Source organism: Pyxidicoccus caerfyrddinensis (assembly GCF_010894405.1).
Classification (GTDB): domain Bacteria; phylum Myxococcota; class Myxococcia; order Myxococcales; family Myxococcaceae; genus Myxococcus; species Myxococcus caerfyrddinensis.
Genome location: NZ_JAAIYA010000016.1, coordinates 46,573 through 59,475, shown reverse-complemented (window position 1 = coordinate 59,475; position 12,903 = coordinate 46,573). Strand labels below are relative to the sequence as shown.

Here is a 12,903-nt window from a genome sequence, read left to right as displayed (position 1 = left end):
CTACAGCGGCGAATCCAGGAAGCCGGGCCGCAAATCGGTGAGCTGTCCTCCGGCGATGGAGAAGCGACTGCCCACAGGCGGACGGTCGTCGTTGAGCACGTAGCCGAAGTCCAGGCGGAACGGCAGCACGTTGAACTGGGGGAACAAGAGCCGCAGGCCCACGCCCACCGTGTGCACCATGTCCGGCCTGTCGTTGAAGGCGCTGCCCGAATCGAAGAAAAGCACCCCGCCCAGGTGCACCGTCCGCACGACGAGCGGCGCGGTGCGGTACTCCACGTTGAACAGCAGGAGCCGCTTGCCGGAGTACGCGTCCACGCGCGCGCCGCGCAGCCCGTTGCCACCGCCGAGCAACGTCACCCGGTCGAACAGGTCGTCGATATTCACATCCAGCAGCCCGCGCGCCACGAAGCGTCCACCGAGCACCTTGGGCGACGCCTGCCACAGCTCCGTCGCCCAGCGTCGGTTGCTCCACCCCGCGCCCTCGCCGAGCTGCCTGCGGATGGCGGCCGCGGCGGAGGCCGTGGTGAGCGCGTCCCCCAGCCGGAAGCGGTAGCGCGCGGCCACCCCGAGCTCCGCGAAGTGCGACACGGAGCCGAAGATGGAGGGCGCATAGCGCACCGTCACGGACGCCGAGTGACCCATCTGGAAGTCCTCGGAGAGCGCGTACGAGTCCACGTCGCGCAGCACCTCGTAGCGGGCCTCGAAGGCGCGCAGGGACAGCGAGGCGTAGCCCGCGTCCTCCGCGCGCGGCAGGTAGTTGCGGCGGAACCAGTCCAGCTGCGCGTCACTGAGCATGGACGCGGCCGGAGGGTCATAGGCGTAGTGGTACGCGCCGAGCGTGCCGCCCACGTTCCACTTGTAGCGAAGGCCATACGAGCGCGTATACGAGACACCGCCGGCCACCTCCTCCGTCTCGTAGACGTACGGCACCGCGGGCCCGTCGGGGAACGGCAACTGCCAGATGTCCGCGCCGCGGTAGACGCGGTTGGTCTCCACGTTCCACGCCACGGAGGTGCTGGTGCTCCACGGCGTGGACAGCGAGTACAGGGGCCGGCTGACGGAGAGGCTGCCGCGAGAACCCTCGGCCTGGCCACTCTCCCTGCCGATGATGAGGGCCGCGGACTCGGCGAGGGACCAGCGGCTGCCGAGCACGCGCGGGTCCGTGTAGCTCTGCCCGAGGCTGAGCGTGTCCAGCCGCAGCGTGAAGTCCACCGCCAGCTTCTTCCCCCGGCCGAGGAAGTTCTGCTCCGTGCCTTGCAGGCGCAGGTACTGGAGCAGCGAGCCCACCGCGGAGAAGTCGCTGTTGAGCCGCAAAGACCAGAGGTCCTTGGTGACGACCAGCAGCGCCACCGTGCCGGGCACACGGCCCTTCACCGGGACGAGGCGCACCACGGAGAACAGGCGCAGCCCGCGCAGGTTGCGCGCCGTCTCGTCCGCGAGCGCGGTGGAGTACGGCTGGCCGGACTGGAGCAACACCTCGCGGCGGACCACCTCCTCGCGCGTGCGCACGTGGAAGATGTTGAGGAAGTCCGGATACGGGTCGCTCTCCGCGACGACTTCCTCGGTGGAGACGAGCACCTCCTCCAGCACCTTCCCCTCGGGCGCCGGCTCCGCGACGCGGTCCTGCTCCTTCAGGGCCCAGGCGACGAGGGACTCCTCGTAGTTCTCCTTCTCCGCCTGGAGGTCGTCCCGCGTGCCCGCGGCCGGCGCCACCTGCGTCACCGGGGAGACGTGGGCCGGGGGCGTCTGCTCGGGTACGGCAGACGCGGGAGCCTCCGGTGCCTGGAGCGGGGCCGCGGTGAGCGGTGCGGCGAGCAGGACGAGCAGCGGGAGTGGCACGCGCGCATCCTGGCACGCGCCGGGACGCCAGGGCGGGCCGCGTGGGCCGGGAGCGCGGCCCCTCCGCGACAGGCCTCGCCACCCAGAGCTCAAGGAATATATTGATTTCTTGAAAATCGATAATTTCGACTCTAGACCTGGATGTCCCGGTTTCAGGGCATGACGCCCGAGCCGCATCCCTGCTTCGTGGAGCCCCTGTCATGACGTCCACCATCCATCGCGCCGCCCTCCCGCGCGGAGTCTCGCGCCTCATCGCCAGCCTGCTCCCCGTCCTGCTCGTGGCCTGTAGCGGCGACGAGCCCTCGGGGCCGCCCCGCGACGTCGGCACCGAGGCGGGCAGCCTCGCCACCGGACAGGTGCCCCTCAATGACCTGCTCTCCGGCACCTACCTGGGCTTCACCGGCGGCCTGTACCCGCAGGCCCGGAACACCATGCCCACCGCGCACGCCAATGCCGGCCAGGCCCAGGCGCGGGCCATCCAGCCGCTGAACGTGAATGGACAGCCGAGCGCCAGCGGCAAGTACGTGCTGCTGTCCATCGGCATGTCGCACGCCACGCAGGAGTTCTGCTCGCAGAGCGGAGCGCCGCCGTGCGACGCGTGGACCTTCATGGGGAAGGCCGCCCTCGACGCCTCGGTGAACAGGAGCACCCTGGTGCTTGCCAATGGCGCCAAGGGCGGGCAGACCGCCCTGACCTGGGACGCGCCGAGCGACGCGAACTACGAACGGGTCCGGGTCGACGTGCTCGAGGCCCAGGGACTCAGCGAGAAGCAGGTGCAGATTGTCTGGCTCAAGGCCGCCAACCCCAACCCCTCCGTCTCCCTGCCCGCCTCCAATGCGGACGCGTACCAGCTGGAGGCGTCCATCGGGAACATCCTGCGTGCGGCCAAGGTGCGCTACCCCAACCTCCAGCAGGTCTTCATCTCCAGCCGCAGCTACGGTGGCTATGCCACCACGACCCTCAACCCGGAGCCCTATGCCTACGAGAGCGGCTTCGCGGTGAAGTGGCTCGTGGAGGCGCAGATCCGCCAGAAGCTGAACGGCACCATCGACTCCCGCGCCGGCAACCTCGACTACTCGCAGGGAGTCGCCCCCTGGGTGGCCTGGGGCCCCTACCCCTGGGCGGATGGGCTCAACCCCCGTTCGGATGGGCTCACCTGGGCACGGGCGGACTTCGAGAACGATGGCACCCATCCCAGCACGTCCGGGGAGAGCAAGGTGGGAGGGATGATCCTCGACTTCTTCAAGAGCTCGCCCCACACCCGCTGCTGGTTCCTCGCCGGGCAGACCTGCCCGTAGCGGGCACGAGCGCGCGGGCCCGGGCGCCGCGGCGGACTTCACGCCGCGGCCCGCAAATCTCCCTTCCGCGGCGCCGCCAGCCTCTCACCGCGCGCCACCGCCGCCACGATTCGCGCGAGCTGCGCCACGCCGTCCGACAGCGCGGCCGGCCCCGGCTGGAGGATGAGGCTGCTCTTCACCTCGTAGAGCTGGTCCTCCACCACCGCCGTCACCTCCGCCCAGCCCGGGCGGGAGGCAATCTTCTCCCGCTTCGCCTTGCGCCCGCACCAGCTCGCGATGACGGCGTCCGGGTTGCGCTTCGCCACCTCCTCCGGCTCGAAGATGCGCCCCTTCGCGCCGTGCGACGCGCGCGACTCGCGGCACACGTCCTCGCCGCCCACCAACTCCACCAGCTCGGACACCCAGCGGATGCCGGAGATGAGCGGCTCGTGCCACTCCTCGAAGAAGATGCGTGGCCGGCGCGGCAGCCGGTCCGCGGCTTCCGCATGACGCTCCAGGTTCGCCGTCAGCTCCTCCGCCAGCCGCGCCGCGTCCTCCGCCCGGCCCACCAGCGCGCCCGTCAGCCGCACCGTCTGCAATATCTCCGCGATGGAGCGCTGGTTGAACAGGTACACGGGCACGCCGCGCTTGCACAGCTCGCGGCCGATGTCCGCCTGCAGGTCCGAGAACCCCAGCACCAGGTCCGGCTTCAGGTCGAGGATGCGCTCGAAGTTCGCGTCCAGGAACGAGGACACGCGCGGCTTCTTGCGCGCCTCCGGAGGCCGCACCGTGAAGCCGGACACGCCCACCACCAGGTCCCCGGCGCCAATACGGTAGAGCACCTCCGTCGTTTCCTCCGTCATGCACACCACCCGTCGGGGATATGGCGGCGCGGAGGAGAGCAGCTCGGACAATCGCGCATTCATGGAGGGCACCCTAACGTGCCCGTTCCAGTGCGTCCGTAAGCAGGCGGACAGGCAGGCAGGCTCCAGTCCCGAGCCACGTCTCCCCGCGCACCTCACCCACGGGGTGTCCGCTGCCCGACTTTGCGCCTCCCAGGCCGGAATCTCGGCCCTTGCCGCACTGCGCCAACCCGGCAGGTCGCTTGGGCAGTGGACGATTGCGGTGCTAGCATCGACGGGCATGTACGACCGGAGCGTCGCGTGCCTTCCCGGTCGGCGGGGGCAACCATGATCGAAAGCAACGCCCCGACGAATGGCGCCCCGCCCGAGCTGGAGGATCCGCTGCTCGGCAGGGTCCTCAACGAGCGCTTCCGAATCCTGGAGACCCTCGGTGCCGGCGGCATGGGCCGCGTGTACAAGGCCATCCAGGCACCGCTGGACCGGCTGGTCGCCCTCAAGGTCCTCAACCCACAGTATGGCGAGGGCAAGGACCCGGGGTTCCAGAAGCGCTTCTTCCTGGAAGCCAGCGTCACCGCGAAGCTGCGCCACCCGAACACCGTCACCGTCATCGACTACGGCAAGACGGACGACGGCATCTACTACATCGCCATGGAGTACCTGGAGGGGCTGACGCTCGGCCAGCTCCTCACCCAGGTGGGCCCGCTGCCGTGGGCGCGCGCGCTCAACATCACGCAGCAGATTGCCCGCTCGCTGCGCGAGGCCCACAAGGTCGGCCTCATCCACCGCGACCTCAAGCCCGCCAACGTCATGGTCCTCAACCAGGAGACGGACCATGACGTGGTGAAGGTGCTGGACTTCGGCCTCGTGAAGTCCTTCATCGGCGACGCGGCCCTTCAACAGGACACGTCGCTCACCCAGGCCGGCATCATCCTCGGCTCGCCGCAGTACATGGCGCCGGAGCAGGCGCGCAACGTCGCCGACCCGCGCAGCGACGTGTACAGCATGGGCGTGGTGCTCTATCAGATGCTGATGGGCCGCCCGCCCTTCCTCGCGTCGCAGAGCATCGACGTCATCGTGAAGCACATCAACGAGCCACCGCCCTCCTTCGGCTCCATCTGGCCCAGCCACGGCGTGCCCGCCGAGGTGGAGGCGCTGGTGATGAAGTGCCTCGCCAAGGTGCCGGTGGAGCGCTACCAGTCCATGGACGAGGTGATGGACGCCATGCGCCGCGTGGCCTCGTCCGTTGGCGTCAGCGGCGTCTTCAGCGGCTCGCGCCTGACGGGCACCGGCAGCGGCCCCATCAGCGGCCCCATCAGCTCCACCGGCTCCGGCCCCAGCACCATGGCGCTGGACATCTCCGTGGAGGAGGAGCCCAAGCCGAGCCCGAGCCGGCGCCCGCTGGCCATCGGTCTGTTCGTGGGCTCGCTGCTGCTGGGCGCCGGCGGGGCCGCCTTCATCGCCCTGCGCACCCCCACCCCGCAGCCGCTCTCGCCCTCCGACCTGGCGGCGCTGCCCCCGTCGTCGGAAGCCCCCAACCCCGCGCGGCCCTCGGCGGCCACGGCTCCCTCCACCACGCTCGGCGCCGACGACGAGGAGCTGGCGCTGGCGGAGCTCTCCGTCAAGCCGGTGCGATTCCTGATCTCCAGCGAGCCGAGCGGCGCGCGCGTGACGTACCGTGGCAAGGACGTGGGCGAGACGCCCCTGAACCTTGAGGTGCCACCGAGCGACGGCGGCAAGGCCAGCGCGGAGCTGACCTTCAACCTCGCGGGCTACCAGCCCATCAAGGTCACCGCCGAGGGTGAAGGCCCCGAGGCGCGCTTCCTCCAGAAGCTCCAGCCCAAGAAGAAGGCGAGCACCAAGCCCGGCAAGGCTTCCGGCTCGTCGACCTACAAGGACGACCCGTACCAGTGAAAACCCCCTCAGCCCTGAAACGTGCGGGCCTCCTCGCGTTGTGTCTCTGCGCGAGTGAGGCCCTGGCGGATGCCCGCCTGGAGGCACGCCGCCACTTCCGCAACGGAATGAGCCTGATTGCCCAGAAGCAGTTCGACGAGGGCATCTCCGAGCTGGAAGCCGCCTACGCCATCAAGCCGCACCCCAACGTCCTCTACAACATCGCCCGCGCGTACCACGACGCCGGCCGGCTCACCGAGGCGCTGGACGCGTACCAGCGCTACCTCGCCAGCAACCCGCCGGACGCGGCGACGGTGACCACCACCATCGCCGTCCTCGAGCAGAAGCTGAAGACCGGCGACGCCACCGCCTCCACCACGCCGGACGACAAGTCCGCGCTGCCCATGCCCCCGCCGCCCGCCAGCATCCAGGCGCAGCAGCAGCTGGGCGTGCTCCTGGAGCGGCTGGAGAAGGCGATTGAGCGCGCCGAGTCCATGCCCACGGGCGGCACTCCCGCCGCGGCCCCTGCCCCCACCGCCGTGGCCTCGGGCCCGGTGGGCAGCGTCGACGCCACCGCCTCCGCCGCCGACGAGGGCGCGGTGCCGTACGAGGAGCGCGTGGTGACGGCGAGCCGCCGTGCCCAGTCCTCGCTGGAGGCGCCCAACGCCACCACCGTCATCACCGCCGAGGACATCCGCCTGTCCGGCGCCACCAACCTGCCGGACCTCTTGCGGCGCGTGCCGGGCGCGGACGTCATGTCGCTGGGCGTGGGCAGCGCCAACGTGTCCCTGCGCGGCTTCAACCAGCGCATCGCCAACAAGGTGCTGGTGCTGGTGGACGGCCGCACCGAGTACCAGGACTTCCTCGGCCTGACGCTCTGGTCCACCATCCCCATCGGCCTGGAGGAAATCGAGCGCATCGAGGTCATCCGCGGCCCGGGCAGCGCGCTGTACGGCGCCAACGCCATGCTGGGCGTCATCAACATCATCACCCAGGCCCCCGGCACCGGCCCCCGCGCGCGCTTCTCCGCCACCGGTGGCACCGGTCACTCCGTGGCGGGTTCGTTCCTCAGCCACGGCAAGTCGGGTGCGCTGAGCTACCGCGCGGCGGTGGCGTACTCGCAGGCGGACAAGTGGAGCCGCGACTTCGCCAGCGGCCGGCCGGACATGGAGCTGAAGGACCCGGACCCGGACATCGGCATGCGCGGCGCGCGCGGCACGCTGTCCGCCATCTACACCTTCGCGGACGACCGCAAGGTGGGCCTGTCCGGCGGCGTGCACCGCTACACCACGGAAATCTATCCGCTGGGCCTGCTCCGCAACTACTTCATGGACGGCCTCAACGCGTACGCCAAGGGCGACGTGGAGCTGGGGCCGCTCAAGCTGAAGACGTTCTGGAACCACATCTCCGGTGACGCGGGGCCGCAGTACGAGGCCATCGGTCAGCGCTCGCTGGGCACCACCATCAGCTCCAACCTGTTCAACGCGGAGCTGCTCTTCGCGCGCGCCTTCCACCTGGGCGGCGAGCACCAGCTCAACGTGGGCGTGGAGGGCCGCCTCAAGCGCGTGGGCTGGAACTACCTGGGCCCGCTGCGCGAGGAGGTGCATGCCGCCGCCTTCGTGCAGGACGAGTGGCGGCTGGTGGAGCCCTTGCGGCTCGTGGCCAGCTACCGCGTGGACCGGCACCCGCTGCTGGACAACGGCACCCCGGGCTTGGCGCACTCGCCGCGCATCTCCGCGCTGTTCATCCCCTTCGAGGGCCAGGCCTTCCGCGCCAGCGCGGCGTCCGCCTTCCGCGAGCCGACGTTCCTGGAGTCCTACACCCGCATCCCCGTGCCCGTGCCGGGCGTCAACGGCGCCAGCGCGCTCACCACCGGCAGCACACAACTGCGCGCCGAGCGCCTCACCGCCTTCGAGCTGGGCTGGCGCGGCGAGGCCCCGACGCTGGGCGTGGACTGGGACGTGGCCCTCTACCAGAACACGGTGAGGGACCTCATCGGCCTGTCCGCCGTGCAGCGGCTGCCCGCGGGTGAGTCCTACGACGCGGGCACCGGCTCGTACCTGCTCGGCCGCTCGTTCTTCCAGAACGAGGACTCCGTCTACACCGCGCGCGGCATGGAGGTGGGCGCCAACATGGCCCCGGTGGACGGCCTCGGTCTCAAGGCGAGCGCCGCCTTCCAGAACGTGACGTCGGACCGCGATGAGAAGGCCCAGTGCGGCCCGTGCAGCCAGGCGCCGCAGTTCAAGCTGTACGGCGGCGTCACCTACCGCACCAGGGCGGACCTGGAGTTCGGCGTGGACGCGGCCTTCACCTCGTCCACCACCTGGATCGAGCGCGAGCCCGCCGCGGCGGACCCCACGAGCATCCAGCTGCTGTCCAACCCGCTGACGGCCTACACCGTGGTCAACGCGCGCGTGGGCTACCAGGCCGTGAAGGACACCGTGGACGTGGCCCTGGTGGGCAGCCACCTGGCCGGCGCGCACTCGCAGCACCCCTTCGGCAATCGCATCGAGCGGCGCGTCTATGCGACGCTGACGGTGACTCCATGAGCCGCCCCACCTTGTCCTGGACGAAGGCCCTCGGCGGCCTCGCCCTCACCTCCATCATCGGCCTGGGCTGCGAGGCGCCGCCCATCGTCCCCACCGCGGACGGCCGCCAGAACACCCACACCGCCCGCATCGAGGGCAACCTCGTGGTGCAGTCCCGCGCGCGGGGCAACGCCATCGTGTTCCTCTACGACGCGGACCGGCCGCCCCCGCCGCAGGGCACGGGCCGCCCCATCGCCTTCACCGTCATCCCCTCGGAGCAGCTCTTCGGCCCCGCGCTGGGGGGCAACCTGCCCGGCCCCTTCACCGCGCCCTTCACCTTCAGCCTGGTGCCGGCGGGGCGCTACACGCTGCGCGGCTTCATCGACGCGGACACCTGCGGCGCCACCGCGACGCAGCCCTGCCACCGCCCGGACTTCAACCCCTGGTACGGCGTCACCAGCGAGCCCAACGAGGGCGACGTGGGCGGCGCAGCGGTGGACCCCAGCACGGGCGTGCCCCTCACGCTGGAAGTCACGGCGGACGCGGACGGCCTGCCCCAGCCCCTCACCGGCGTCTCGGTGAGCTTCGCCGACTCGGCCCGGGTGCCGCTGGACAGGCCCGCCTTCCAGGTGCTGGGCGACCGGATGATGGGCTCCAGCACGAAGGTGCTGCGCCTACAGCGCATGACACTCCAGGGCAATGTGGTGGACCAGCGCCCGCCTGGCTTCATGGTCAGCTACGTGGACGCCAACCGCGACGGCATGCCGGACGACGCCAACAAGGACGGCGTGCCGGACCTCTGGCCGCGCGTGGTGGTGCGCAAACTGGATGGCACCGGGCACGGCCCCCTGCTGGAGGAGAACGACCTGGACCGCAACGGTGTGCTCGACGCCGGCAGCCTGTCCTGCCTCCACGCGGACAGCACCCTGGACGGCAAGCCGTGCCTCGTGGTGCTCGCCGCCGGCCTGGTTCCGGATGGACCCATTGCCGCCCTCACGGATGAGCAGGGCAACCCGCGCATGACGCCCGCCGTGATTCAGGAATTGCAGGTAGCGGTGCGTCCGCTGGCCCTGGACGCTGCGAATGCCGCGGCGCCCGCCCCCCTCAAGGAGCTTCCCAAGGGGCGCTACACCCTGGTTCTGATCCAATCCACCGGCCAGACATGGCGGGTACCCAACGAACTGGACCCGGTCATCGCCTCTGGCGTAGGACTTCCCGCAGAGGAGAGTCAGGCCTTCGTCCTGGAAGTCCCATGAGCTTCCCGGCTTTGACTTCGGCCTGTCCTTCCGTCAACATGACAAAGTTTCCAGGGGAACAGCCCCACCTGAGGTTGATGATCCGATGAAGGCCGGAACCCTCCCCTCTCCAGAGCCCGTACCCAACCGCTCCACGACGGAGACGACCCGACCTCTGGGGACTCGTCCGGCCGCTGGCGCCGCGCCCCAGCGCGTCCTCCTGGTGGACGACAGCCGCTCCATCCGGACGCTGCTGAAGATCTACCTGATGGCCCGCAACTTCGAGTTCCTGGAGGCGGAGTCCGCCGAAGAGGGACTGAAGGTGGCCGAGTCAGGCCCGGTGGACCTCATCCTCACCGACTTCCACATGGACGGGATGAACGGCGCGGACTTCGCGGCGCAGATTCGCGCGAGCACCAACGCGAAGCTGTCCAAGGTCCCCATCCTGATGATGACCGGCGACCCGAACGTGGCGGAGGTCCGCGCCCTCGGTCAGAAGGCCGGCATCAGCGCCTTCGTCCGCAAGCCGGTGAGCTGCGCGCAGCTGATGACGCTGGTGGACACCATCCTCCCGCTGCCGCGCAAGTAGTCCCCGCCGCGCCAGCGGCTCGAAACGCCGGGCTCCGAGCCGCCGACGCGGCAGGGGGTCCGGCGTTCTCTTTTCCGCCTCCACACCACAGCGGCCAGGACGCCGGGCTTCGGGTCGCGACAGACAGCGGCACGGGCCCGGCGTTTGCGCATTGCCTCCGAGCCCGCCGCTACGACGCCGCGCTCCGGGCCGCCACCGCGGCACGGGCCCGGCGCTTGCGCATCGCCTCCGCTCCGCGCACTGCGAAGAGGAGCGCCAACACGGCGGCGTACAGCAGCGGCTCCGTGAGGTCTTTCTTCACGCGCCAGACGAAGTGCACCACGCCCAGCACGGCGGCCACGTAGGCCAGCCTGTGCAGGCGCTGCCAGCGGGGGAAGCCCAGGCGGCGCACCCACGCGTTGGTGGACGTCACGGCCAGCGGCACCAGCAGCATCAGGGCGGTGAAGCCCACGGTGATGAAGGGGCGCTTGCCGATGTCCTCCAGGATTGCGCCGAGCTTCAGCCCCTGATCCAGCACCGCGTACACGAGGAAGTGCGACGCCGCATAGGTAAAGGCCAAGAGGCCCAGCGTGCGGCGGATGCGCGCGGGCCACGTCCACTTGAAGACGAGCCGCAGCGGCGTGCAGGCCAGCGACGCCGTCAGCAGCACCAGCGCGAAGAGGCCCGTCTGGTTGAGCGCGGCCTCCACTGCGTTGGGGCCCAAATCCCCGCGAGGGCCCTGCACGGCCAGCATCATCAGCGGAGCGAGGCCGCCCACGGTGAGGGCGGGGTTGAGCCAGGGGTGCGGAGGTGAGGCCATGAATGGGGCTCGCTGGGGCTCGGCAACGGCTCAGAAGTTCTTCCGCAGGTCCATGCCCGCGTAGAGGTGCGCCACCTGCTCCGCGTAGCCGTTGAAGGGCAGCGTGGGACGGCGCTCGAGGTCCCCGCCGATGCGGCGCTCCGAGGCCTGGCTCCAGCGCGGGTGGGACACGGCGGGATTCACGTTGGCGTAGAAGCCGTACTCGCCCGGCGCGGCGAGGTTCCAGGTGGTGGGCGGCTCCTCGCGGGTGAGGGAGATGCGGACGATGGATTTGATGCCCTTGAAGCCGTACTTCCAGGGCACCACCAGTCGCATCGGCGCCCCGTTCTGGTTGGGCAATTGCCGCCCGTAGAGCCCCACCGCCATCAGCGTCAGCGGGTGCTGCGCTTCATCCAGGCGCAGGCCCTCCACGTAGGGCCAGTCCAGCGTGCCGCGCTTCTGGCCGGGCATCTGCTCCGGGTCCTGCAGCGTGGTGAAGGCCACGTACTTCGCCTGGCTCGTGGGCTCCACGCGCTTGAGCAATTCCCCCAGCGGGAAGCCCAGCCACGGAATCACCATGGACCAGGCCTCCACGCAGCGCATCCGGTAGATGCGCTCCTCCAGCGGGAACCAGGAGGTGAGCTGGTCAATGTCCACCGTCTGCGGCTTGTGGACCTCGCCGTCGATGACGACCGTCCACGGCCGGGGCTTGAGCGAGTGCGCGAAGCGGGCCGGGTCGTTCTTGTCGAGGCCGAACTCGTAGAAGTTGTTGTACGTGGTGACGTCCTCGTACGACGTGCGCGGCTCGTCGGTGTCGTACGGGCCCTTCGCCTTCGCCACCGGCAAATCCAGCAGGCCCGCGTCCGGGACGAAGGCGTCCATGGGCCGCGTCTGCTTGCGGCCCAGGAGGTACAGGCCCCCGGCGACGGCGGCGGCCGTGCCAGCGAAGAGGCCGGTGTTCTTCAGGAACTCGCGGCGGCGCAGGTAGAGCGCCTCGGGCGTGACTTCGGAGCTGGGGGGCTCGGCGGGCGGCTTGTCGCTCATGGCCCCTGTATAACGGCTGACCCGCCCCTTCGGTTACCACGGGCGTCCAGCGCGGCCTCGCGGGCCCGGGCGTCCTTCATCCGCCACAGCCGCCACCAGGGCGTGCCGGGGGACTCGTGGTGCTCCCAGTGGTAGCCGAAGAAGTAGCAGGACAGCATGGCCCACAGGTGGTTGCGCGGCTGGGTGCGCGCGTGGTGGGGCGCCATGTCCTGCGTGTCCGGGCGCCGGTGCGGCAGGTACGTGCCGAAGTAGAAGAGCTGCAGCGTGCCCAGCAGCGCGGGCACCACCCAGAAGCCGAAGATGCGCGGCTGCGACACACCCAGGAAGACGAACACGTTGAACTTGGCCGCCATGACGCCCAGCTGCGGCAGCGTGGTGTAGCGGACCATGAAGGTGCCCAGCCACGGCAGGAAGGACTGGGTGCGCGTGGAGAAGTCCGGGTCGTCGTGGCCCGTCGGTTGCTCATGGTGCGCGCGGTGGTTCACCACGAGCCGGCGGTACGACAGCCCCGCGAAGAGGAAGCAGGCGAGCGTGCCCACGGCCTCATTCACCCAGCGATGGCGGGACACGGTGCCGTGCATGGCGTCATGCCCGGTGATGAAGAGGCCGGTGCACAGCCAGGCCTGCAGGGCGATATGCAGCCAGGTGAGCGGGGCGTCCCACGGCAGCCCGGGCGCCAGGAACAGCCACACGAGGTGCCCGCCCCACGCGCCGAGGATGCACAGCGCGAGGACGATGCCCCAGGGGTCGGGCGGAGCCGGACGGGAGTGGCGGGCCGAAGGGTGCATCTCACCTGCTAACTGGCCATGCCCCGTCCATCGCGCATGGAAAAGCAGCGCGCGGCGGACGGGACGGCGGCC

10 protein-coding genes are annotated in these 12,903 nt (G+C 70.3%); 5 read left to right on the top strand and 5 right to left on the bottom strand.

From position 1 onward, the window contains the following. Nucleotides 1-1,839 carry a BamA/TamA family outer membrane protein gene (locus tag G4D86_RS32575; RefSeq protein WP_420821876.1) on the bottom strand — a complete coding sequence of 613 codons (1,839 nt, stop codon included), beginning with the start codon at nt 1,837-1,839 and terminating at the stop codon, nt 1-3. Nucleotides 1,840-2,039: 200 nt separating this feature from the next. On the opposite strand from G4D86_RS32575, the gene G4D86_RS32570 reads away from it, so the two are divergent. Then, nucleotides 2,040-3,137, top strand: a complete 1,098-nt coding sequence (locus G4D86_RS32570; protein WP_163997992.1) for a hypothetical protein — start codon at nt 2,040-2,042, stop codon at nt 3,135-3,137. Between the two features lie 38 nt (nt 3,138-3,175). Here the strand turns inward: G4D86_RS32570 and G4D86_RS32565 are convergent, their stop codons facing one another. Further along, nucleotides 3,176-4,042, bottom strand: a complete 867-nt coding sequence (locus G4D86_RS32565; RefSeq protein WP_163997991.1) for a cobalamin-binding protein — start codon at nt 4,040-4,042, stop codon at nt 3,176-3,178. A gap of 264 nt (nt 4,043-4,306) precedes the next feature. Here G4D86_RS32565 and G4D86_RS32560 point away from each other — a divergent pair, with 264 nt between their 5' ends. The 4 genes from G4D86_RS32560 to G4D86_RS32545 all read left to right on the top strand — a co-directional run bounded on the left by G4D86_RS32560 (nt 4,307) and on the right by G4D86_RS32545 (nt 10,221). After that, nucleotides 4,307-5,890 carry a serine/threonine protein kinase gene (locus G4D86_RS32560; protein ID WP_163997990.1) on the top strand — a complete coding sequence of 528 codons (1,584 nt, stop codon included), beginning with the start codon at nt 4,307-4,309 and terminating at the stop codon, nt 5,888-5,890. Next, entirely contained in the window at nt 5,887-8,418 is a 2,532-nt protein-coding gene (locus G4D86_RS32555) for a TonB-dependent receptor domain-containing protein (RefSeq protein ID WP_240360593.1), read from the top strand. Before G4D86_RS32560 ends, G4D86_RS32555 begins: the two co-directional genes overlap by 4 nt. Further along, the gene (locus tag G4D86_RS32550) at nt 8,415-9,653 is read left to right on the top strand and encodes a hypothetical protein (RefSeq protein WP_163997989.1); all 1,239 of its coding nucleotides are present in this window, start codon (nt 8,415-8,417) and stop codon (nt 9,651-9,653) included. The genes G4D86_RS32555 and G4D86_RS32550 overlap by 4 nt, the downstream gene beginning before the upstream one ends. An 85-nt stretch (nt 9,654-9,738) precedes the next feature. Further along, nucleotides 9,739-10,221, top strand: coding sequence for a response regulator (locus G4D86_RS32545; RefSeq protein ID WP_163997988.1), 483 nt, complete (start codon nt 9,739-9,741; stop codon nt 10,219-10,221). 169 nt (nt 10,222-10,390) lie between these two features. On the opposite strand, the gene G4D86_RS32540 is transcribed toward G4D86_RS32545, so the two are convergent. Genes G4D86_RS32540 through G4D86_RS32530 form a run of 3 tightly spaced genes read right to left on the bottom strand, consistent with a single transcriptional unit; the run spans nt 10,391 to nt 12,831 of the window. After that, the gene (locus G4D86_RS32540) at nt 10,391-11,020 is read right to left on the bottom strand and encodes a protein-methionine-sulfoxide reductase heme-binding subunit MsrQ (protein ID WP_163997987.1); all 630 of its coding nucleotides are present in this window, start codon (nt 11,018-11,020) and stop codon (nt 10,391-10,393) included. 30 nt (nt 11,021-11,050) lie between these two features. Further along, nucleotides 11,051-12,043, bottom strand: a complete 993-nt coding sequence (gene msrP / locus G4D86_RS32535) for a protein-methionine-sulfoxide reductase catalytic subunit MsrP (RefSeq protein ID WP_163997986.1) — start codon at nt 12,041-12,043, stop codon at nt 11,051-11,053. Continuing rightward, the gene (locus G4D86_RS32530) at nt 12,040-12,831 is read right to left on the bottom strand and encodes a fatty acid desaturase (RefSeq protein ID WP_163997985.1); all 792 of its coding nucleotides are present in this window, start codon (nt 12,829-12,831) and stop codon (nt 12,040-12,042) included. The genes msrP and G4D86_RS32530 overlap by 4 nt, the downstream gene beginning before the upstream one ends. Nucleotides 12,832-12,903 lie beyond the last annotated feature (72 nt).

What these genes read in the sequence shown, in the direction of transcription:
- G4D86_RS32570 (WP_163997992.1), top strand. Translation starts at nt 2,040, where the DNA reads ATGACGTCCACCATCCATCGCGCCGCCCTCCCGCGCGGAGTCTCGCGC.
- G4D86_RS32565 (WP_163997991.1), bottom strand. Translation starts at nt 4,042, where the DNA reads ATGAATGCGCGATTGTCCGAGCTGCTCTCCTCCGCGCCGCCATATCCC.
- G4D86_RS32560 (WP_163997990.1), top strand. Translation starts at nt 4,307, where the DNA reads ATGATCGAAAGCAACGCCCCGACGAATGGCGCCCCGCCCGAGCTGGAG.
- G4D86_RS32550 (WP_163997989.1), top strand. Translation starts at nt 8,415, where the DNA reads ATGAGCCGCCCCACCTTGTCCTGGACGAAGGCCCTCGGCGGCCTCGCC.
- G4D86_RS32545 (WP_163997988.1), top strand. Translation starts at nt 9,739, where the DNA reads ATGAAGGCCGGAACCCTCCCCTCTCCAGAGCCCGTACCCAACCGCTCC.
- G4D86_RS32540 (WP_163997987.1), bottom strand. Translation starts at nt 11,020, where the DNA reads ATGGCCTCACCTCCGCACCCCTGGCTCAACCCCGCCCTCACCGTGGGC.
- msrP (WP_163997986.1), bottom strand. Translation starts at nt 12,043, where the DNA reads ATGAGCGACAAGCCGCCCGCCGAGCCCCCCAGCTCCGAAGTCACGCCC.
- G4D86_RS32530 (WP_163997985.1), bottom strand. Translation starts at nt 12,831, where the DNA reads ATGCACCCTTCGGCCCGCCACTCCCGTCCGGCTCCGCCCGACCCCTGG.